Source organism: Burkholderia sp. 4M9327F10 (genome assembly GCF_005503145.1).
Classification (GTDB): Bacteria; Pseudomonadota; Gammaproteobacteria; order Burkholderiales; family Burkholderiaceae; genus Paraburkholderia.
This window is the reverse complement of record NZ_SCNV01000009.1, coordinates 1-21,459: the sequence shown is the minus strand read 5'-3', so window position 1 is coordinate 21,459 and position 21,459 is coordinate 1. Positions and strand designations below refer to the sequence as shown.

15 protein-coding genes are annotated in these 21,459 nt (G+C 61.0%); 11 read left to right on the top strand and 4 right to left on the bottom strand.

Annotation, left to right across the window (positions count from 1 at the left end):
• The first annotated feature begins 354 nt into the window (after positions 1-354).
• The 5 genes from FFS45_RS11490 to FFS45_RS11470 all read left to right on the top strand — a co-directional run bounded on the left by FFS45_RS11490 (position 355) and on the right by FFS45_RS11470 (position 5,971).
• Positions 355-777, top strand: a complete 423-nt coding sequence (locus FFS45_RS11490) for a DUF5132 domain-containing protein (RefSeq protein WP_137954760.1) — start codon at positions 355-357, stop codon at positions 775-777.
• A gap of 168 nt (positions 778-945) precedes the next feature.
• Positions 946-1,689 carry an HMA2 domain-containing protein gene (locus tag FFS45_RS11485; protein ID WP_137954759.1) on the top strand — a complete coding sequence of 248 codons (744 nt, stop codon included), beginning with the start codon at positions 946-948 and terminating at the stop codon, positions 1,687-1,689.
• 12 nt (positions 1,690-1,701) lie between these two features.
• Positions 1,702-3,834, top strand: a complete 2,133-nt coding sequence (locus FFS45_RS11480) for a heavy metal translocating P-type ATPase (RefSeq protein WP_137954758.1) — start codon at positions 1,702-1,704, stop codon at positions 3,832-3,834.
• A complete protein-coding gene (locus tag FFS45_RS11475; protein ID WP_212745719.1) occupies positions 3,831-4,682 on the top strand; it encodes an EcsC family protein in 852 nt (283 codons plus the stop codon). The genes FFS45_RS11480 and FFS45_RS11475 overlap by 4 nt, the downstream gene beginning before the upstream one ends.
• A 14-nt stretch (positions 4,683-4,696) precedes the next feature.
• The gene (locus FFS45_RS11470; RefSeq protein WP_137954757.1) at positions 4,697-5,971 is read left to right on the top strand and encodes a DUF445 domain-containing protein; all 1,275 of its coding nucleotides are present in this window, start codon (positions 4,697-4,699) and stop codon (positions 5,969-5,971) included.
• Between the two features lie 176 nt (positions 5,972-6,147).
• Here FFS45_RS11470 and FFS45_RS11465 read toward each other — a convergent pair whose 3' ends face one another.
• The 3 genes from FFS45_RS11465 to FFS45_RS11460 all read right to left on the bottom strand — a co-directional run bounded on the left by FFS45_RS11465 (position 6,148) and on the right by FFS45_RS11460 (position 8,500).
• A complete protein-coding gene (locus FFS45_RS11465; protein ID WP_137954756.1) occupies positions 6,148-6,558 on the bottom strand; it encodes an HMA2 domain-containing protein in 411 nt (136 codons plus the stop codon).
• Between the two features lie 221 nt (positions 6,559-6,779).
• The gene (locus FFS45_RS41700) at positions 6,780-6,920 is read right to left on the bottom strand and encodes a hypothetical protein (protein WP_171029634.1); all 141 of its coding nucleotides are present in this window, start codon (positions 6,918-6,920) and stop codon (positions 6,780-6,782) included.
• Between the two features lie 977 nt (positions 6,921-7,897).
• Positions 7,898-8,500: a hypothetical protein gene (locus tag FFS45_RS11460; RefSeq protein WP_137954755.1), complete on the bottom strand. Its 603-nt coding sequence runs from the start codon at positions 8,498-8,500 to the stop codon at positions 7,898-7,900.
• A 181-nt stretch (positions 8,501-8,681) separates the two neighbouring features.
• Between FFS45_RS11460 and FFS45_RS11455 the strand changes: the two genes are divergently transcribed.
• The 6 genes from FFS45_RS11455 (at position 8,682) to FFS45_RS11430 (ending at position 17,106) form a co-directional block, all read left to right on the top strand.
• A complete protein-coding gene (locus FFS45_RS11455) occupies positions 8,682-9,815 on the top strand; it encodes an efflux RND transporter periplasmic adaptor subunit (protein WP_137954754.1) in 1,134 nt (377 codons plus the stop codon).
• On the top strand, positions 9,808-12,912 hold the full coding sequence (locus FFS45_RS11450) for a CusA/CzcA family heavy metal efflux RND transporter (protein WP_137954753.1): 3,105 nt from the start codon (positions 9,808-9,810) through the stop codon (positions 12,910-12,912). Before FFS45_RS11455 ends, FFS45_RS11450 begins: the two co-directional genes overlap by 8 nt.
• Positions 12,913-12,914: 2 nt before the next feature.
• Positions 12,915-14,438 carry an efflux transporter outer membrane subunit gene (locus tag FFS45_RS11445; RefSeq protein ID WP_249362760.1) on the top strand — a complete coding sequence of 508 codons (1,524 nt, stop codon included), beginning with the start codon at positions 12,915-12,917 and terminating at the stop codon, positions 14,436-14,438.
• A 64-nt stretch (positions 14,439-14,502) separates the two neighbouring features.
• Positions 14,503-14,691: a hypothetical protein gene (locus FFS45_RS11440; protein ID WP_137954752.1), complete on the top strand. Its 189-nt coding sequence runs from the start codon at positions 14,503-14,505 to the stop codon at positions 14,689-14,691.
• Between the two features lie 473 nt (positions 14,692-15,164).
• Entirely contained in the window at positions 15,165-16,823 is a 1,659-nt protein-coding gene (locus FFS45_RS11435) for an Nramp family divalent metal transporter (protein WP_137954751.1), read from the top strand.
• Positions 16,824-16,875: 52 nt separating this feature from the next.
• Positions 16,876-17,106 (top strand): hypothetical protein, encoded by a 231-nt coding sequence (locus FFS45_RS11430; RefSeq protein ID WP_137954750.1) that lies wholly within the window; start codon positions 16,876-16,878, stop codon positions 17,104-17,106.
• A gap of 66 nt (positions 17,107-17,172) precedes the next feature.
• Here the strand turns inward: FFS45_RS11430 and FFS45_RS11425 are convergent, their stop codons facing one another.
• Positions 17,173-19,824 (bottom strand): TonB-dependent receptor, encoded by a 2,652-nt coding sequence (locus FFS45_RS11425; RefSeq protein ID WP_137954749.1) that lies wholly within the window; start codon positions 19,822-19,824, stop codon positions 17,173-17,175.
• Positions 19,825-21,459: the final 1,635 nt, after the last annotated feature.

Below are 21,459 nucleotides of genomic sequence, written 5' to 3'. Positions count from 1 at the left end.
TGTACGGTCAATGAAACGCAAGTTCGAGATGGTAAGCACATCATGGTGGCGCCTGCTACTCAAGATGCGGTGTTACGGTACCACATTCGTTTGCGCACCATGTAATGCGCTAGTAGGCAAGATTACAGAGGTCTTCCTTTGTCTTCCAGTTCGCAGTGCGATACAGCGGCTGCCTGAAAGCTTGTCAAGTTAATTAACAATTCGCAATCCGATACATTTTCCAGTCTCGCTGCATTGTCATCGTTGCGTCATGCTGGCGAGATACAAGTGCGTGAGATCGGCGTAGTCGCTGTGATTCGGCGTCGGCGCCGTATTCTCCCCTACAAACCTCAGGTGAAAAGGAACGATCGAACCATGGGCAAGTACAAGGTCAAACTCAGCGAAGGAAGTGCCTTTGCCGATCACGAGCATGAGCACGCTGCTGAAGGTGAAGACGAGAACGAGACCCCGGTTCGCAACGGCGACGATCTGACGTCGAAGGTCGCTACCGTCGGTGTCGTCGTAGTGGGTGCTGCACTGCTCGAAACGGCGCTGATCCCGGGCATTCTGATTGGCGCGGCAGCAGCGCTGGCGCCCAAGTATCTGCCGAAGTTCGGCGAGCGTATTCAGCCGCTGTTTAATACGACCGTGCGCGGCGCCTACAAGCTGGGTCGCAAGGCGCGTTCTGCCGTCGGTGAGGTGCGCGAGCAGATGAGCGACATTGCAGCCGAGGTCGAGGCCGAAGAAGTGGCCGCAGCAAGCGAGCCGGTAGGGGCGGCCGAGCCGGCCAAGGCCTAAGCGCGGCTCATTGCATAGAGCCTGGGCATACGCGCGTCGCAAGCATGCTTCACGACGCGCGTCGCAACTTTGACATAGGCGTCCGGGCGCCGCGCCTGAAGCGGTTCTTCTCAAGCGCGGATCGCGGCTCGGACGGGCTGGACATCTCCCGTCACTATCGAACCCCACATGAGTAAAGTTCCTCAGTCAGACGCAGCGCTCAGCGATACCTCCCACACGGCTGTCAACGCAGCCTCCCCGGCAGCAGACGCTGCGGCACAGTCCGCTCGCGCCACAGTCGCAGCGGAATCGTCCGCCGAAAGCGAGACTGCCGCGGCCAAACCGGTCAAGAAAAAGAAGCGCGAAATTCGTATCGAGCACAAGGTGCCGGGCCGCATTCGCATGAAGATTCCGTCCGCGAAGAACAATCCGGAATTCCTCGCCCTGTTCCAGAATGTGTTCTCGTCGGTCAATGGCATCACCAAGGTGAAGGCCAAGCCGGAAACCGGCAGCATTGTGATCCACTACGATCTGAAACGGGAAGCCGAATTCCAGACGCACTTTCATCATTGCTGTGCCCAGCATGACATGACGGTCAAGGCCGCACGCCCCGGCGACGAAATCGAGGAGATCGCCAAGAAGATCGAGGCGGAAGCCGAATTCCTCGCCGAGCGCTCCGAAGCGGTCCGCGCGACGGTCGACCTGTTCAAGAAGGTCGACTATCAGATCAAGGCGATGACCGACAACACCCTCGATCTGAAGATCGTACTGGTCGGCGGCCTTGCTGTTGCGACCTTCGTCGAGATCGGTGCGGAAGCGGCTACGCCGATGTGGGTGACGCTCGCGTTGTTTGCGGTGAATCACTTTGTCGAGTTGAAGCAGGAAACTCGCTCACCGGCCCCGGCTGCTCCGCTCCTTCCCGCTACGCGCTGACCTGGGCAGAACATGGAATTTACAATCCGGCACGCGATTCCGGGACGTGTGCGTTTGCATGTGCCCGTTTTGTGTGCGCCGTCGCCGCTGGCCGAATCGGCACTCTCGTGGCTGAAGCAACAGGATTTCATCGACGACGCCTGTGTCAAATATGACTGCGCCAGCCTGATCCTGCATTACGACAGCGAGCGGGCCGACGATCTCTCCGATCTGCTCGAGATGTTCGAGGGCTTCAGTCTCGCCGACCTCGATCAGTTGCTGAGTTTTCTCGACCCGACCGGATCGGCGAGCGCGGTCGGCGTGGCGCGCAGCCATGTAGCGCCGGAGAAGCCGCGCTGGCCGCTGGTGCTGCCGACTATCTCGCTCGCCATGTCGTTCTCGGCGAATCCCTTGCTCTTCGCACTCAACGTGCCGTTGATGCTCTACAACGCCTACCCGATCTTCTCGCGCGCATGGCACGTGTGGAGCCGCGAACGGCGCCTGAACGTCGACTTCCTCGATACGCTGGCAATTTCCGCGTCGATGGGGCAGGGCAACATGGTGACGGGCGGCGTGATCACATGGCTGATTCGCCTTGGCGACTGGATTCGCGATCTCACCGCAGCCGGTTCGAAGCGCGCGGTGACCGAACTGCTCGAATTCCAGTCGCGCACGGCGTGGGTCGTGCGAGATGGCGAAGTCGTCGCACTGCCGGCCAGCGAGCTTGTCGTCAACGATTCGGTGATGGTGTACCCCGGCGAGATGATTCCCGTCGATGGCGAGATCATGCACGGCAGCGGCATGATCGACCAGAAGACGATCACGGGCGAGGGTTTGCCGGTGTCGCGCAACATTGGCGACGCGGTATTCGCGGCGACCATCCTGCGCGAAGGGCAACTGACGTTGCGTGCGCTGCGCGTCGGCGCCGAGACCACCGCCGGGCAGATCGCGCACCTCGTCGATTCCGCGCCGATCGGCGATACGCGCATGCAGAATCACGCGGAGCGCTTTGCCGACCGGCTGGTCCTGCCGACATTGGGTCTCGCCATCGGCACCGCGGCGGTGACAGCCGATTTCAACCGCTTCCTGTCACTCGTGATTGTCGACTTCGGCACCGGCATCCGCGTGGCGGCGCCAACGGCGGTGCTGTCCTCGATGACTCACGCCGCTCGCGTCGGGATTGTCATCAAGAGCGGCGGTCATATGGAGAAGCTCGCCAACGTCGATACGGTGGTGTTCGACAAGACGGGTACGCTCAGTGTCGGCACGCCGCACGTGGTGCACATGCAGTCGTTCAACCGCCACGTTTCGCCCGAGCACTTGCTCGCGCTCGCGGTGGCAGCGGAGACCCGCCTGCAGCATCCGGTGGCCGAGGCGCTGCGCGAGAAGAGCCGCGAGCTGCAGCTTGTGCTGCCGCAATGCGACGAAACCGAGTACCGCATCGGCCTTGGCGTCGAGGGACGGGTAAACGGCTATTACATGCACGTCGGCAGCGAGCGCTTCCTGCGTCAGAACGACATCCGTGTGGATCACATTGCCACCGAACGCGCGCTCATCGACGAACGCGGCTGCTCGTGCCTCTACGTGGCCATCGACGGCGAACTGGCGGGCCTGATCGCCTATGAAGACCGCATCCGGCCGGAAAGCCGCCAGATTGTCGAGACGCTGCACGGCATGGGCATTCGCGACACCATCATGCTGACGGGCGACAACGCCGTGGTGGCGAAGGCAGTGGGCAAGCGCGTCGGACTGACGCGCCAGGTCGCCAACATGATGCCGGCCGACAAGGCGGAAGTCATTCTGCAGTTGCAGCGTGAAGGGCGTTCCGTGGCAATGGTCGGCGACGGCATCAACGATTCGCCGGCGCTGAGCTTTGCGGATGTCGGCATTGCCATGAAGTACGGCGCCGATATCACGCACGAATCGGCTGACGTCGTGCTGATGGAAGATTCGCTGTGGAAGTTGATCAAGGCCATCGAGATTTCGCGTGGAGCAGTCGGCCTCATCAAGCAGAACTATGGAATCGTCGCGGCGATGAACGCGGTCGCGCTCGGGCTTGCTTTGCCGGGTGGCCTCGTCAGTCCGGAGGTGACCGCGGTGATCAGCAATGGCTCGGCGATTGTCGCGAGCCTTAACGGCATTCGTCCCGCTCTGCGACGCTCATGAACTCTACCTCGCTCGTTACCGTCGACGGCAAAATGACCGAAGCTCACCGGCTCGAGCTGGAGACCGCGGTCAACCTGCTCGAGAACCCGCATTTCGCCGCGCGTCTGGCTGAGTATGCGGGGCAGCCAGTCAACGCAATCGTCGACTATCTGCCGAGCGGCTTCAACCGGCGCCTGCGCGGCTCGGTGCGTTCGGCGATTTTCCGCTGCCTCGAAATCGCTATCGAGTCGCTCGATGAGGATGTTGAGTCGAACGGGCCTGACTGGTTGAGCAAAGTGATGATCGGGATGGCGGGTGGGGTGGGGGGCTTCTTCGGCATGATCGCATTGCCTATCGAGTTGCCGCTGACCACCGCGCTGATGCTGCGCTCGATCGCCGAGATCGCACGCGCCGAAGGCGAGGACCTGAGCAAGATGGAGACGCGGCTCGCCTGCCTCGAGGTGTTCGCACTCGGCGTGCGTGGCCCGAAAGACAAGCTGAATATCGATTATTACGCCACGCGCCTCGTGTTGACGCGCCTGACCGCCGACGTCGCCGCACTCGTGTCCGAGCGCGGCGCGGTCAGCGCGTCGACACCGATCATCGCCAAACTGGTCGGCGAGATCGTGGGGCGTTTTGGCCTGGTCGTCTCCGATATGTCGGCGGCGAGCGTGGTGCCGTTCCTGGGCGCGCTCGGCGGCGCGACGCTGAATGTGATTTTTGCGGATCATTTTCACCGGGTCGCACACGGGCACTTCACGGTGCGGCGCCTCGAGCGCATCTACGGTGCGGAGGCGATCCGTGCCCGCTATCGGCATTCCACGCGGGCGCTGGCGCCGAGCCGTCGGCCGCGCAAGCTTGCTGTCTGACGTTGCATCAAACGATGGCTAGCGATTCGTCCGTCGATTCCCCCGCGCAGTTCGCGATCAATGAGCGCCGTGCTCAACTGAAGCAGATGCGTCTGTTCGCGGGTGGCCTGCTGCTGATGATGCTCGTGTTGTTCATCGCAGCGTCGGTGCTGCGCTCGAGATGGCCATGGCTGGTCTATGTCCACGCCTTCACCGAGGCGGCCATGGTGGGCGCCTGCGCGGACTGGTTCGCGGTCGTGTCGCTATTTCGGCACCCGTTCGGTGTTCCGTTGCCTCATACCGCGGTGATCGCGAAGCACAAGGTGCGCATCGCCGAGAACTTCGGCGCCTTTGTCTCGAGCAACTTCCTCATGCCTGCGGAGGTGGCGGCGAAGCTGGAGAGCATCGACGCCGCGGGCTGGGCGGCGCGCTGGATCCGCGAGTCCGACAACGCGAGGCAGGTTGCAAAGCGCTTGCAGCATCTGTTTCCTTCACTGCTCGAACTGGCCGGCGAACGCTCGGTGCGGGAGTACGGGCGGGGCCTGATCCGCAACGGCATCGATTCGATTGCGGCGGCGCCGCTCGCTGCGCGCCTGCTGTCGGTGCTGATTGCGCACGGTCACCATGAGACGGCGTTCAACATTGCACTCGACCAGGCGCAACGCTTTATCGACGAGCATAAGGACCGGATCCGCCAGAACGTGGCGAACAATACTGCGCGCTGGGTGCGCGGATGGGTCGACGGCCGGATCACCGACGCGTTTCTGGTGGAACTGCAACGGACCCTCGACGAGGCGCGGGCGACGGCCGATCACCCCTGGCGCATTGAGTATCGCACCACGCTGGAGGAACTGACCGTACGTCTCGCCGACGATCCGCAACTGCTCGAGCAGGGCGAGCGGATCAAGTCGGAAGTGCTCGATAACGACGTGGTGGAAGGGTATCTGGAGTGGCTGAGCGGGGAAGTCGGCGAAAAGGTGCAGGCGGAGATCGGCACGGACGACGGTATGCTGATGCAATGCCTCGAGCATGGATTGCGAGCGGTGGGCGGTTGGCTCGAAGATAACCCCGAGGTTCGCGCAACGATCAATCGCTGGGCGCAGCAACTCGTGCTGAATGCGATTGTGCCGAACCGCAAGGAGATAGGCGCCTTCATTTCCGAGGTGATCGCGCGCTGGGACACCACTACGCTCATCGACAAGCTGGAGCTTCAGGTAGGTAAGGATCTGCAATACATCCGTATCAACGGCACCCTGATCGGCGGCCTGGTCGGGCTGGGTATCTTCATGGTCGATCGCCTGTTTGCCTGAAACGGCGTGCTGGCCGCCACGGGCACGAAGCTTTCGCGGTTTTGCTGATCTGCACGGCTTCCGGAATACCGGCCAGGGGTCGTTCGCTTACCTCTCGTTGACGTTTGCCTTTGACGCTCGCCGTTCCATCTGCAGGCGTGGCCCGGCGCAAGCCGTGCGCTGACCTGCGTAAAGGCTCAGATGAGAGCGGCGAGGAGCGCCAGCGAGCAGCGTTCAACCAGCGTTTCCAGCGCTTTCTCCGCGAACTTGTCGGCAAGGCGAGTCGCGAATGCATCGCGGTTGACGCGCTTGCCAGCCGGCGGATCCGTCGGCTTGGCGTTGCCGAAGCCGTTGGCGGCGAGCGCTGCGAGAATCGCCGCGACATGGGTCACGCGCGGGTCGAAGTGCACCACGACGCTACCGGTCAGCGTGTTCGCGCTGGCGCTTTGGATGCCGTCGAGTTTGCGCAGCATACGTTCAGCGGTAAAGGCACGTGCTTCGTTCCACTGGATCGATGCGAGTTTTACACGCAGGCGTCCCGGCACGTAGTGGCGCAGTTGTGCCTGTGCGGCGTTTGGGGTGTGCGGCAGGGTGCGGTCGAAATTCATGAAACTGCTCCGGGCGTCTGGCTCGACGCATGATGCGGGAAGCCAGCAGACCCTGAAGCCGGACACGGCGCGTGGGTATCTACGAGCTCCCCTCGATTACGGGTAAAGACAAGCGACGTATGGGGTGACTGTCACTGTCGGGCATGTTGGTTCCTTTGAGCGTCGCAGACGCGCGTGTTGACCGATGTGCTCATGCGCGCCGAGGGCGCATGAGCATGCAATTACGAAACCAGAAGCTTGAGACGTTGCCAGAAATTTGTGAACTTGTGCGGCACGGGTGCGTGCAGCGCGAGCATGGCGTCGTAATAGACGCGCGATTCCTGGACGTGAGGCAGTTGCGAAAGAAGGAGGCCGAAGTTCATGGTGTTTCTCCGAGTAGCTGGCTTTGGATGATTCATGGAAAGCCAGCAGTCACGGAGCTTCGGCACATGATGTGCACGGCTACAGCGATCTACTTGCTTTCCTCAGGAAAATTCAAACGTGAGGGGCATAAGGGGTAACTGTCACTGTCGGGCATGGAGGGCTCCTTATCGGCGTCTTGCGACGCGCATTCGCATTACGTGGTTACGCGATCGGCCGGCCCTACGACTGAAAAGGGCGCGAACGAACACAGCCGCGAGTTTGCGCTCGCGACACGTTGCCAGACGGACGCGCGACAACGCTGCGTCCAGATGGCGCTAAACAAGGTGCACGGAGAGTATTGCTACGGCGCGCACCGTCTGCCTGCTGGCAAGACGGCGGCTAAGAGAAGAAGCGCGGGCGTCCTGCCGTTCAGGCAGCGAAACTGTTCGAAGATCGACAACTACAGGTGTCCAAGGCATTAGCCCCGTTTATGAGAACGCCCGAATTTTAGGCACCGCTGGGACCGGAAGTCAACAGAATTTGCTAAGCAGAGCAAAGATAGCCCAGGCTTCCCCACGTCGGCCTTTCAGAACACAAAAGTCGCCACGCAAACCTTTCATTTTTAATTCTCCGGATTGGATTGCGAAAGAAATCCCCAAGCAAATCGGAATATAAATGGATGATCACTTGTTCTTCGCCATTTGTCGGATGGTTTGCGATCGCGTTTTTACGGCTTTTTTACTTGCCAGGCATTTTTCGCCGGGCCTAAAATTCGCCCGAACCTTGGCTCCAGCGCGGCGGAAGCATCCTGCGCAATGAGCGAGTGGAGTCCCGATGCAGGCTTATTGTCAGACGCGAGCGCGAGTGAGTCGCGAACGTCGGCCAGCAATACCGTCATCCTTCATTGAGGATGACGAAGGAATTGATTTGTCGTGAAAAAATGGGTTGACACCCGGTTACGCACGAACCTAGAATGCGCCCGTCATCACAAAAGGGGCTAATGCCTTGGACAGTTGCAGTTGTCGATCTTCGAATAGTTTCGCTGCCTGACCCGCAGGACGCCCGCGCTTTTTCTCTTAGCCGCCGTCTTGCCATCAGGCAGACGGTGCGCGCCGCAGTAAATTTCCCCGTGCACCTTGATTAGCGCCATCTGGACGCAGCGTTGACGCGCGTCCGTCTGGCATCGCGTCGCGAGCGTCAGCTCGCGGCTGCGTCCGTTCGCGCCCTCGAAACGCTGGCGTGGGTCGGCGCGCGTGTAACAGACGTCTGCAACGGAGGCGCGGCGAAGCACATGGGGCTTCGTTGCCGCGCCACAGATGCCGATGACGATTTGAATTGTTTCATATCTGTGACTTGCAAGCCGACTAACATCGGGCCGCCACGCAGACAGTGAAGCAGGGCGATTGATCAGGTAAAAGCAAGGTAAAGAAAGAAGGGCGCGAGGCGCGCCCAACCCCGTATCAGGGTCATTCTTCCACAGAATTTCGAAGTTAAAAACAGATTTGTAATTTAGTTGTACGTATTTTATCGAGTATATCGAAAGGTGTCCGTCATGAAAGGGCCTGGAGCCAATGACGAGGCACACAGTGGATTGTTTCAACGCAGTTTCCGCTTGATCCCGCTTCGGGTCCTGACCTTTACGAAGCGAACCATTCTCTGGACACCACCCGCACGACCAGCAGTTCACCGTGCGGAGGTGTCTTTACACAATTGGCCATAAGCAATGCGCAGGCCTTAAACGCCAACGAAGCGTACCTCCCGCACGCAAGGAGCAACACGGCATGAAATTCTCGAACAGCAAATGGCTTTTGCCGGCCATTATTATCGCCACCCCGATCTGGCTCAGCGTCAGGCACGCTGCCCATGCCAATGACCAGGATGCGCCGCCGCCGGCTCCCTTCGTGATCGACCATGGCATCCTGCGCGTGCCGGAAGGCTCACCCCTGCGCACGCGTCTCGTGATCCAGCCGGTGGCCGTCAGCAATACGCCGCATCAGGTGATCGTGCCGGGCCAGGTCGACGCCAACCCGTCGCGCACGGTCAACATCCTGCCGCCGCTCACCGGCCGCGTTCAGGTCCTCAAGGTGGAAGTGGGCGACACCGTCAAGAAAGGGCAACTGCTGGCCGTGATCGCGTCGGGCGATATGGCGCAGGCCTACTCGGACTACGACAAGGCGCGCGACGCCCTGGATCTGGCAAAGAAAACGCTCGACCGCACCCGTGGCGTTCAGCAGACCGGCGCAGCGGCGGTCAAGGACATCGAGGCGGCGCAAAGCGGCGTCACCCAGGCCGACGCCGAATATGTACGCGCGAAGACGCGGCTCGAGTCGTTCAGCGGCAAGCCGGGCGCAGGCGCCGGCGCGCATCAGCTCGACATCACCTCGCCGGTCGACGGTGTAGTGACGGCGCTCAACGTGGGCCAGGGCGGCAACGTCGACGATCCGACCGCCACCATGATGACCATCACCGATATCAGCACTGTCTGGGTGACCGCCAATATTGCGGAAAACCTGATCGGCACGATTCACGCCGGCGACGAGGCCGAAGTGCGTCTCGCTGCCTATCCCGGCGAAGTCCTGCATGGCAAGGTCAGTTCGATGACCAGCGTGCTGGCGCCGGATACTCGCCGCTTGCCGGTCCATATCGCGTTCAGCAACGCCAATGGACATCTGCTGCCCAACATGTTTGCCGATGTGGCGCTCGACGTGCCGCAGCAAGAGCAGGTGCAAGTGCCGCAGTCCGCACTGCTGATGCACAACGACAACACCACGGTGCTGGTCGAGGTTTCGCCGTGGGCCTTCCAGCGTCGCACGGTCGAGCTTGGCTACGATGAAGGCGACCTCGTGCGGGTGACGTCGGGTCTGAAGCCAGGTGAGCGCGTCGTGGTCAAGGGCGGGGTATTGACCAATGATTAAGAGACTCATCGACGCGGTCATTACCCGTTGCTTCGAAAAGCGCGTCGCCGTTATCTTTGTTGCCGTCCTTGTAGTGATCTTCGGATACTACTCATGGACGCAGATGGCGGTTGAGGCGTATCCCGAACTGACCGACGTCACCGCACAGGTGACGACCCAGGTGCCGGGCCTTGCGGCTGAAGAAATCGAACAGCAGGTCACCACTCCGCTTGAACGCGCACTGGCCAGCACGCCCGGCGTGGTGATGATGCGCTCCAGCAGTACCTTTGGTCTCTCGTTGATTACCATGGTCTTCAAGGATGGCGCCGAAGACTACTGGTCGCGTGAGCGGATCAACGACCGTCTGAGCGGCGTGACGCTGCCGGCCGGCGTGACGCCTTCGCTCGACCCGGTTTCCGGGCCGGCTGGCGAAATCTATCGCTACACCCTGGAGTCCGATACCAAGAACCTGATGCAGTTGTCGGAGATCCAGAACTGGACCGTCATTCCGGGGTTGATGGAAGTGCCGGGCGTGGCTAACGTCGACAACTTCGGCGGTTTCACGAAGGAATATCAGCTCGAGATCGACCCCAAGCAACTGATGCGTTACAACGTTGCGATCAGCGACGTGATGACCGCCATCAACGCCAACAACGGCAATTCAGGCGGCGGTCGTGTGACGCGCGGCGAGCAGTCGTACATCGTGCGCGGCATCGGCCAGGTTCATACGCTCAAGGATCTGGGCAACATCGTGGTGACGCAGCGCAACGGCGTGCCCGTTCTCGTGCGCGATCTCGGCAAGCTGGTCTACGGCCACCAGGTGCGCGAGGGTGTGCTGGGCAAGGACAACAACCCCGATACGATCGAAGGGATCGTCGACCTGCTGAAGTACCAGAATCCGTCGAAGGTGCTGGAGGATGTCCATGCCAAGGTGAACGAACTGCAGAAGCAGCTCGCGCCGATGGGCGTGCGCATTGTGCCGTACATCGACCGCGACGACCTCGTGCATGCCACCATCGACAAGGTGTCGCACACGGTCATGGAAGGCGTAGGGCTGGTGGTGATCATCCTGATCCTGTTCCTGGGCAGTCCGCGCAGCGCAATCGTGGCGGCGGTGACGATTCCGCTGGCACTGGTGACGGTGTTCATCCTGATGCATCTGACCAAGATGCCGGCGAACCTGTTTTCGTTGGGGGCGATCGACTTCGGCGTGATTGTCGACGGCGCGATCGTGGTGACCGAAGCGATCCTGCGCAAACGCGAGAGCAACCCGAACGACGTTCTCAGCGCCACTTCGGTGCTGGAGGCAACACGCCAGGTCGCGCACCCGATCTTCTTTGCGACGCTCATCATCACCGCGGCCTACCTGCCTTTGTTCGCCTTCGAGCGCGCTGAGGGCAAGCTGTTTCAGCCGATGGCGTACACGGTGGGCTATGCGCTGTTCGGCGCGTTGCTGGCTACGCTGACGCTGATTCCTGGTCTCGCCTATATGGCGCTCAGGAAACCGCGCAAGATTCACCACAATCGCGTGCTGACCAGCTTGCAGCAGGCCTATTTCCACTCGCTCGACTGGTTCCTGGCGCGGCACCGGCTGTCGTATGTGATCGGTGCGGTGAGCCTCACGCTGGTTATCGTGCTGGGCGCGACGATCGGCCGGGAGTTTCTGCCGGAACTGGATGAAGGCTCGCTATGGCTGCAGGTGCAGATGCCGAGCGGACTGTCGGTCGACAAGGCGATCGATATGGCCAACGAGTTGCGCCGCGTGGTGCGCGAGTTCCCGGAAGTGTCGTATATCGTCACCCAGCTTGGCCGCAACGACACGGGTACGGACCCGTGGACGCCTTCGCACATCGAGTCCTGTGTCGGCCTCACACCGTATAGCAAGTGGCACGGCGAGACCAAGGGGCAGTTTATCGACCGTCTGAACGCGCGGCTCAAGCAGATTCCGGGCATCTCCGTCGGTATCAGCCAGCCTATTGTGGACGGCGAGGACGACATGATCGGCGGCGCCCATAGTGCGCTCGTGCTGCGCGTCTATGGCGAAGACTTCAAGGAGATGCGCCGCATCGGTGGCGATATCGTCGATGTGCTCAAGGGCATTCGCGGTACCAACGACGCGTCGATCTTCCAGGAACCGGAAATTCCGCAACTGGTTGTCGAAACCGATCGCGATGCTGCTGCCCGTTACGGCATCAACGTTGCAGACGTGAGCACACTGATTCAGAACGCCATTGGCGGTGCGCCGATCACCCAGGTTTTTGTGGCCGATCGTACCTACAACGTCACGCTGCACGTGCCGCGCAGTTCGGTGACCGACCGCGAAGCACTCGGTCAGTTGCCGTTGACCTCGACCTCGGGCGCCAAGGTTCCGCTCTCGATGGTGGCGCGCATTTCGCTGAAAACGGGCGAGAGCACGATCGCGCACGAAATGGGCAAGCGTCAGATCACGATTCGCGTGGATAACCGCGACCGTGCCTTGTCGGACTACCTCGCTGAAGCGCAGCAGAAGATCGACCAGAACGTGAAGTACGACCATGAGAAGTACCACCTCGAATGGGCGGGCACGTTCGAGAACGAGCAGCGCGCGCAGAAACGCCTCGCCGTCTCGTTCCTGGTCGTGATGGGCATCATGCTCACGCTGCTAATCGGCAACTTCGGCAACTCCCGTCAGGCGCTGCTGGTGCTCGGCGTGGTGCCGCTCGCGACCCTGGGTGGCCTGATCGCCCTGCACGTGCGCGGCGAAACCCTGAACATTGCGACTGCGGTGGGCTTCATCGCGCTGTTCGGGGTAGCGGTACAGAACGGCATCATCATGGTGTCGAACTTCAACCGCCTGCGGGCAATGGGAACGCCTTTGCGCGACGCGGTCACGACAGGGGCTATCGAGCGGTTCCGGCCCGTGCTGATGACCGCCACGGTCGCGACGGCCGGGATGTTGCCGGCAGCAATAGCAACCGGTGTCGGCACTGACGTGCAGCGCGGGCTCGCCACAGTCGTGGTCGGCGGTCTCGGCGTTGCAACCTTGCTGACGCTCTACATCCTGCCCACTTACTACTATGTGCTCGAGCGTCATGTGGAACTGCGCAACAGCAACAAGCGCGACGAGGAGCAGGCGTAACCATGGCACATTCAATCATGCGTCACTATACAAAGCCATTTGCCTTGTCGGCTCTGGTTGTTGCACTGGCCGGCTGCGCGGTCGGCCCGAACTTCAATCGTCCGGCGGCGCCGGCGACCCCGGGCTACGTGAAGAATCCGCTGCCGTCGCAGGTCGGCGGTGCGGATGCAGGCGGCACGCAGACGCTGGCGCAGGACCAGGATATTCCGGCGCAATGGTGGACCCTGTTCCACTCGCATGAGCTCAACGACCTGGTGGAGGCCTCGCTCAAGCGCAATCCGAATATCGATGCCGCGCGGGCTGCGCTGCGTCAGGCGAACGAAGGTACCGACGCGCAGTGGGGCAGCTATTTCCCCACGGTGAGCGGGAGCTTCAATCCGACGAGGCAGAAGACCCCGGCGGTCCTGAGCAGCGCGGTGAACTCGGGTGCGTATGTGTATTCCTTGCATACCGCACAGCTGAACATCGCGTTTACGCCGGATGTGTGGGGCCTCAACCGGCGTCAGGTGGAGTCGCTCGACGCGCAGGCCGAGTCGCAGCGCTTCCAGCTGGAAGCGGCCAAGCTGACGCTCGCTTCGAACGTGGTGGTGGCGGCGATTCAGGAGGCCTCGCTGCGTGCACAGATCGATGCGACGCATCGTCTGATCGAGTCGCAGCGCAAGGTGCTCGACTCGTATCAGCGTCAGTTCAAGCTCGGGCAGGCGTCGCAAGCCGATGTGCTGACGCAGGAAGCGCAGCTCGCGCAAAACGAAGCGACCTTGCCGCCGCTGGAAAAGCAGCTTGCCCAGCAACGCGATCTGATCACGGCGCTGGCGGGCCGTCTGCCGGCGGAGGAGGTGGAGACGACGTTCGATCTGAACGGCCTGCAACTGCCCGGCGAATTGCCGGTCAGCCTGCCGTCGAAACTGGTCGAGCAGCGTCCCGACATTCGCATGGCCGAAGCGCAGCTGCACTCGGCAAGCGCTCAGGTCGGGGTGGCCATTGCCAACCGTCTGCCGAACCTGCAGATTACCGGCGCCTACGGCAGTGCGGCGTCCAGCATTGGCGGCTTGTTCAAACCGGGTACCGGACTGTGGGACATTGCAGGGGATCTGACCCAGCCGCTGTTCGACGCCGGTACGCTCAAGCATCGTCAACGCGCGGCGGAAGCGGCGTATGACGAAGCGGCGGCGCAGTACCGCGCAACGGTGATCACCGCGTTCCAGAACGTGGCGGACACCTTGCACGCGATCGTCACGGATGCCGATGCGCTGCGTGCCGCACAGTACGCGGAGCAAACCGCCAAGCACCAGCTGGACATTGTGACGAAGCAGCAGACGCTAGGCGATGTCGGCAGTCTGGTTGTGGTCACCGCCGAACAAACCTGGCTGCAGGCACGGCTCAACACGATCAACGCACAGGCCAACCGTCTGAGCGACTCGGCTGCGCTGATGCAGGCACTGGGCGGCGGCTGGTGGAATGACGCGGAGAACCCGCGGCCGGCGCCTGGTTGCAACAACTGCGGCAACGCTGCACCGGCGTCCTGATACCACTTGTCTGCCGAATCCGCTAACGCGGGACGATTGACGCTCACTAACCATCGGAATTTGCATGAAGACTACCTTTCTTGCCGCGGCGGTTCTCCTCGCCGCCGTAACCGCCGCTAACGCCGCCCACGCGAGCACCAACGCAGCGCCGGCGCCCAGGCCGCCAGCAGCCAAAGCGCCGGTTCACGTCGGACCGTGGAAGCCTTACCCCGCCGAGTACATGCACGTCAAGGTCAAGCATTCGTCGAAGTAGGGCCATACGCTAAGCGCGGGAAGCACGCTGCCGGCAACGGCAGCGTGCTTCATTTCGCTTGCAGGATTTGTCGAAACGACGCTTGTATGCCGACGCAAAATCGATCCTGGTTCTACTCAACAATTCGTATTGACTTCTGATTCCCCCGCGGCCTAGACTTTAAAGGTCTTCACAAATGGGGCCGATGCCTTGGACACCTGGTGTAGTCGATCTACGAATATCTTCACTGCCTGATCCGCAGGCCGTCCGCGCTTCCTTTTTAGCCGCCGTCCTGTCTTAGGCAGACGGTGCGCGTCGTAGCCAGTTTCCCCGTGCACCTTATTGAGCGCCATTTGGACGCAGCGATTGCGTGTGTCCGGAGGGCACCGCCTCGCGAGCTTCGGCTCGTGACCGCGTTCGTTTGCGCCGTGCCGCTTCATGGGCATGGGGCTACGCGTTTTTCGTTCAATAACCGTCCACAGGAGGAACGCAAAATGGCTACTCCGTCGGAATTCTCACCCGCGCGCAGCGCTGTGCTCGACGACGCGCACCTTGGCGACATCACGGGCGCGTTCGGCACGATCGCCCATCACGACACCGCACCGCGCACCAACTGGTGGGCGCGTTTTCGCACCCTCATGGCCATCCTTGGCCCGGGCCTCATCGTCATGGTGGGGGACAACGACGCCGGCGCGTTTGCCACCTATACGCAGGCCGGACAGAACTATGGCACGACCTTGCTCTGGACCCTGCTGTTGCTCGTTCCGGTGCTCTACGTGAACCAGGAAATGGTGCTGCGGCTCGGCGCGGTGACGGGGGTGGGGCACGCGCGTCTGATCTTCGAGCGCTTCGGCAGGTTCTGGGGAGCGTTCAGCATCATCGATCTGTTCATTCTGAATGCGCTGACGATTGTCACCGAGTTCATCGGCATTACGTTTGTCGTCGACTTTTTCGGCGTTTCCAAACTGGCGGGCGTTGGCATCGCCGCGGCGCTGACAATGGCTGCCGTCAGTACCGGGAATTTCCGCCGCTTCGAACGTTTCGCCATGGTGCTGTGCGTACTGAGTCTGCTGCTCGTTCCTGTGTTGGTGTCGATTCACCCACCGCTTGGCCAGACGACGCGCGACCTGTTGATTCCAAACTGGCCCGGCCATTCGAAGCTGGCCGACGTGATGCTGCTCGTAATTGGCATCGTCGGCACGACCGTTGCGCCGTGGCAACTGTTTTTTCAGCAAAGCTACGTGGTCGACAAGCGCATCACGCCACGCTTCATCAAGTATGAGAGAGCCGACCTGTGGATCGGCATCGTATTCGTGATGATAGGCGCCATCGCGATGATGGCGTTTTGCGCGGAGCTGTTCGCCGGGCGGCCCGAATTCGGCAACTTTACGGATGCCGGTGGAGTCATTGCTGGCCTGGAGAAGTACGCGGGTCGCACGATGGCCGCTTTCTTTGCTGTCGCCTTGCTGGATGCCTCGATCATTGGCGCAGCGGCGGTGTCGTTGTCGACCGCGTATGCCATCGGCGACGTCTTCAAGATCCGGCACTCGCTGCATCGCAGTGTATCGGCTGCCAAGGGCTTCTATCTGGTGTATTTCGGCATCGTCGTGGCGGCCGCCACGCTGGTGCTGATTCCTGGCAGCCCGCTGGGACTTTTGACGGAGGCGGTGCAAACACTCGCGGGGATTCTGCTACCCAGCGCCACGGTATTTCTGCTGCTGTTGTGCAACGACAAGGCCGTGCTGGGGCCGTGGGTCAACTCGACCAAGGTGAACCTGTTCACGGGGGCCGTGATCTGGGTGCTGGTGATGCTGTCGATTATCTTGACCGCCTCGGTGATCTATCCCGACATGAGCGGCGAGACCATGCTCAGGATACTCGTTGGCGGCACGGTGCTCGCTATTGCCGGCTACAGCGCAATGCTCGTGATTCGCGGGGTTCGCCGTGAGCCGGTGGACGGCTCAGTCGAGGGTGTCGTGCCGGCCTCGTCGCGGCAAGCGCGCGATACGTGGCGCATGCCGCCGCTGGAGCAACTGCCGGCGGCGAAATTTACGCTTGCCAAGCTGATCTGGATGGGCGTGCTGCGTGGGTATCTTGTCCTCGCCGTTGTCCTCCTTGTGGTGAAAGTGGTGCAGATGACGTTTTTCAAATAGGAATGGCCTGGGCGCGATAGGGTATTCGTGCGCAATTGCAGGAGGTATTGCCGTGAACGGGATACATATGAGCCATCCGCTGGCAATGGCGCTTACTTTGGGTGCGGCAGTCGTGTTTGCGATACTCGCCGCCGTGAATGAGGTTTGCCAGCCTCCCGCAGCGCAGACGTTGCGCTCGCCAACTGACGTAACGGCATCAGGCGGAAAGCCCAACGATGCTCCCGCTCATTGCCTGATGTTCGGCAAGTACTGTCTTGGCGAATTTCTGCGCGGCAAATCGTGAGTCGCTGCGGCCGGCCGTCCGGGCCGGCCGCAGCGGTGCAGTACTGCTGGTTACGCGGCTGACGGGTCAGAATTTGTAGGTTGCGCCGATCTGACCGTAACGCCCAATGTCCGAATAGACCGAGGGATCATAGTATCCGCGGTAGGTATACATCCATACCGGGTCAAACGGAGGCTGGCGGTTGAAGACGTTGTTGATGCCCGCATAAAGCGTCCAGTTCTTGAAGCCGCCGTAGGTCACGAACAGATTGAACTGACTGTAAGACCCGACGTTCGAGCCGGTGTCGATCACCTGTTGATAAGGGCCGGTGAATTGCCACGTCAGCGTGGTCGTCCACTTGTGATACGCCCAGCTCAGATCGGTGTTGCCCTTCCAGCGCGGCAGCGCTCCGCCGAACACGGTGTCGTTCGCGGCGTTATTGCCCGCGAAGTCGCCCGGAACGCCCGCGCCCATCGGCATCGTGAAGTGCCACACGTAAGCCCAGTCACCCGAGAGCGTGAAGGTGCCGATCTTCGTCGGCAAGCTTTGCTTGAACGTTGCTTCGAAACCGTCCGTGTGCAGGTATGAAAAGTTGGAGTATCCGAGGTTGTAGACGGGCTGTCCCGGGTTGGCGTTATACGCGGCAACAACGTTACCCTGGCCGATCACGTTGCTGACGTCGATCTTGTACCAGTCGAGGCCGAAGTCGGTGTAGCGGGTCGGCGACAACTGGAAGCCGATGTTGTAGTTCTTGGTGTGCTCGGGCTGCAGGTTGGGATTACCCTGGAAGTACTCGTTGACGTTCGTGCCCTCGATGGTCTGATAGGTCACGCTGCCTTTCTCGTAGAGCTCGATCAGCGTCGGCGCGCGGAAGCCGCGGTCATACGAGGCGTACATCGTCAGCGCCTTTACCGGCTGGTAGCGCAGCGCGAAGCGCGGCGAGAACACGCCGCCGAAGTCGTCGTAATGGTCATAGCGTCCCGACTGGCTGAACGTCAGATCGCGCAGGAGCGGAATGTCGACCTGGTAATACACGGCGGCGACGTTGCGCTCGCCATCCACCGCCTGAGTGTACGGGTTGACGTAGGCAACGGAGCCCGCACCAATATATTCGCTCTGGTGCTGGAACTGCGCGCCGAACCCCAGCCCCACGTCGCCGGCGGGCAGCTTGAACAGGTTCGATGTCGAAATCGTTGCGTCGATCGTATCGAGCTTCGAAATCGCCTGGTCATAAGACGTGCCGAGCACGCCCGGCAAGCTATTGAGGGTAGCCGCGCTAAACGTGTCGGGCGTCACGCTATTGGTGTAACCCAACACCGCAGCCGCATTGACCTGGTTGGTATAGGCGTTCGAGACCTCGCTTTGCGAGTGTCCATAAGATGCCGACCAGTCCCAGTCGCCAAGCTTCGCCGTGTCGAACGAACCCTTTACGCCAGTCGAAGCGCGATAGAAGTTCGAGGTGGTGTCCACCGCCTGGGAGGCCGGGAAATAGTAGGTCAGCGGGTTGCCGCCGACCGTCGGTGCGAACGCGGCATAGCCGCTGCCGGGCGCATAGTAAAGCGACGGCACCAGTGCGTTGGCGCCGAAGCCGGCCAACCCGGACTTGAGCGCGGTGGTGTTATAGCTTTCCCAGAGGTCCGCGAAAGCCTCGACGTTATCGCTGATCTTGAAGTCGGCGTGCAGTTTCGCACTCGTGTGCTCGACCTGCGGCGCGATCGATTGGCCACTCGCGCCGTTTTGCGAGCAGACAGTTCCCGGAGCCTGGGTCTGCAGATTGTGGGCCGCGGACGTCACCGTGCCGGTTGGGCCGCACGGACTCAGCGCCTGCGGGCCCGAGGGCGTCATCAGGAAAGAACTGGGCTGGGAGAAGAAGCCACCCGGCAGGGCGGAGTAGTCTTCGTTGCTCGTGATGTCGCGCTGGGACATTGAAATACCGCTGGCGCGATAGTAGCTTAGCGCCGCCGTCACATTGAAACGGTCCGCGTTCAGATCGCCGAAGCCGCCCAGCACGCTGAAGTTCGTCGTGCCCTGGCCGCCGTGCTGCGCACCGCCCAGGCTTCCGTCGAGCTGAAGGCCCTGAAAATCCTTCTTGGTGATGATATTGATCACGCCGGCAATCGCGTCCGAACCGTACTGCGACACCGCGCCGGTCTTGACGACCTCGATACGGTCGATCATGTTCAACGGCACCGTATTCACATCGAAGAAAGTGTCAGTGCCGCCGTACGCGAAGGCATACGGTGCGGCCCGCTGCCCGTCGATCAAGGTCAAGGTGTACTTCTCGCTCAGCCCGCGCAGCGCGATACCCGATCCGCCCGGCGCCTGGTTGAGCACCGTATCCTCGGCGTAGCTGCTTCCCGAGTTCGCGCTCGAGTCGCGCAGGAAGTTCGTCACCGTAGTGGCGCCGCTGCCCTGGATATCCTTCTGCGTGGCGGTCTGAACCTGATTGAAGCCGGTCTTGTCCGAACTGCGGATCAGTGAACCGGTCACTTCGAAACGCTTGATCTGGGCCACCTTGTTGCCGGACGGTCCGCTCACCGCCGCGCTGGATGCCACCACGGCAGGCCCGGCCGCCGCGCCACCCGATGCCTGCGTCCCGCCGGGGCCCGTCGCGGCGGGCGCAGTTCCGGAGCCGACCGGCTGGCTTTGTGCAAACGCCGGCACAGCAAATGCGGCCGACAAAGCCAGCTCCGCCCAGATGATTCGTTTGACGGCTAGCGCCAATGCCCGTTGTTTCATTTTTCCACTTCTCTCTTGTCGGTAAGGTCGTGTTGATAAAACGATCAGGCGATGATCGTTCGGACGTGTCTCAAGAATGGTTCGCTTCGGTCACGGCCGTGTCCCAGAGCAAGGTGAGACAGGACCGCTTTGAGATACCGACCCGTATGCGTAGTCATTCGCTCCATGCCTGCTTGCGACAGGCGCGTTTCTATTGTTTGTAAATTCGTATACCTAAATAAACGGACTGCCTTCTGCTCCTGATGGCGTGTGCGAGAACGAAATAACGCAGATATCCCGGAGAACCCTCTTGCACCCGGCCGCCACGCGAATTATCGCAACGGCTTGGGTGTTTCCCGCAAACGTCACGGACGAGCGTCTTCCACACGCGTCTGCTATGCGTGTTTGTCGCAGATGTCAGTCACACGCGCCTGTTACACACGTGTTTGTCCACGCGTCGGTTCATGCCAATGTTTTAAAGGCGCGAACGGACACGGCCGCGAGTTGACGCTCGCGACGCGGTGCCAAACGGACGCGCGAAATCGCTGCGTCCAGATGGCGCTAAATGAGGTGCACGGAGGGTATGGCTACGGCGCGCACCGCTTGCCTGCTGGCAAGACGGCGGCTAGGAGAAAAAGCGCGGGCGTCCTGCAAATCAGGCAGAGAAACAGATCGAAGATCGACAACTGCTACTGTCCAAGGCATTTGCCCCTTTTGTTATGACGGGAGCATTCTAGGTTCGTGCGCAATTGAGTGTCAACTGATTTTTGAAAGTTTACGAAATGTAGTTCGGCATACTAAATTAAGGCCGGCAAGGAGGCGGATTTTCGCGCCACCGACTCGCTATCGTATCGGCAGCGAGCCATCGGGCCGGGCCAGGACTCGCCGTATGAACATGCATGCGTGGCGGCCTCGCTCACGACGTTGGACGAATTGTAGAAGCCTCAAGAAACCGGCAGCAAGTAAAAATCACATCAAGACGGAACCTCAGAAGTTAGTCACTTGATTGCAACGGGAACGAGGTATTGACACACTCCCTTCGGCTCGTCTAAACCTTTCCATATGCTTTCGTATTTGTTGGATGTGAAAGATTTTTGTAGTTGTCGGAGTTGCCGCGAGCACCTCGCACAGAGGGCCATCAATTATCTTTGCTCTGCTTAGCGAATCATGTTGACTTCCGATTCCCGGATTCCATAAAATTCGCTCGTCTTAACAACGGGGGCTAATGCCTTGGACAGCAGCAGTTGTCGATCTTCGATCTGTTTCTCTGCCTGATTCGCAGGACGCCCGCGCTTTTTCTCCTAGCCGCCGTCTTGCCAGCAGGCAGGCGGTGCGCGCCGTAGCCATACCCTCCGTGCACCTCATTTAGCGCCGTCTGGACGCAGCGATTTCGCGCGTCCGTTTGGCACAGCGTCGCGAGCGTCAACTCGCGGCTGCATCTGTTCGCGTGTTCGTCTTCGAAACGCGGCTGTGTACCCGCGCGTCTGTTGCACGCGTGGATAAATTGGCAGGATCAATCGCATTGGGCTGAAGTAGACAATGCTTCGACGTAGCAAGAACGCTGCAGTCACGGAAATGGGCGGTTCACGCCGGGAGGAACGAAGGTGGTCATGAAAGTAGAAGGGCAGTTTCCGGCGGGCGCGTCCGCGGTTCAGA

Coding starts and splice junctions, on each gene's coding strand:
- FFS45_RS41700 (WP_171029634.1), bottom strand. CDS start 6,920: ATGAACTTCGGCCTCCTTCTTTCGCAACTGCCTCACGTCCAGGAATCG.
- FFS45_RS11445 (WP_249362760.1), top strand. CDS start 12,915: ATGGCACATTCAATCATGCGTCACTATACAAAGCCATTTGCCTTGTCG.
- FFS45_RS11425 (WP_137954749.1), bottom strand. CDS start 19,824: ATGAAACAACGGGCATTGGCGCTAGCCGTCAAACGAATCATCTGGGCG.
- FFS45_RS11450 (WP_137954753.1), top strand. CDS start 9,808: ATGATTAAGAGACTCATCGACGCGGTCATTACCCGTTGCTTCGAAAAG.
- FFS45_RS11475 (WP_212745719.1), top strand. CDS start 3,831: ATGAACTCTACCTCGCTCGTTACCGTCGACGGCAAAATGACCGAAGCT.
- FFS45_RS11490 (WP_137954760.1), top strand. CDS start 355: ATGGGCAAGTACAAGGTCAAACTCAGCGAAGGAAGTGCCTTTGCCGAT.
- FFS45_RS11440 (WP_137954752.1), top strand. CDS start 14,503: ATGAAGACTACCTTTCTTGCCGCGGCGGTTCTCCTCGCCGCCGTAACC.
- FFS45_RS11465 (WP_137954756.1), bottom strand. CDS start 6,558: ATGAATTTCGACCGCACCCTGCCGCACACCCCAAACGCCGCACAGGCA.
- FFS45_RS11455 (WP_137954754.1), top strand. CDS start 8,682: ATGAAATTCTCGAACAGCAAATGGCTTTTGCCGGCCATTATTATCGCC.
- FFS45_RS11470 (WP_137954757.1), top strand. CDS start 4,697: ATGGCTAGCGATTCGTCCGTCGATTCCCCCGCGCAGTTCGCGATCAAT.
- FFS45_RS11480 (WP_137954758.1), top strand. CDS start 1,702: ATGGAATTTACAATCCGGCACGCGATTCCGGGACGTGTGCGTTTGCAT.
- FFS45_RS11435 (WP_137954751.1), top strand. CDS start 15,165: ATGGCTACTCCGTCGGAATTCTCACCCGCGCGCAGCGCTGTGCTCGAC.
- FFS45_RS11485 (WP_137954759.1), top strand. CDS start 946: ATGAGTAAAGTTCCTCAGTCAGACGCAGCGCTCAGCGATACCTCCCAC.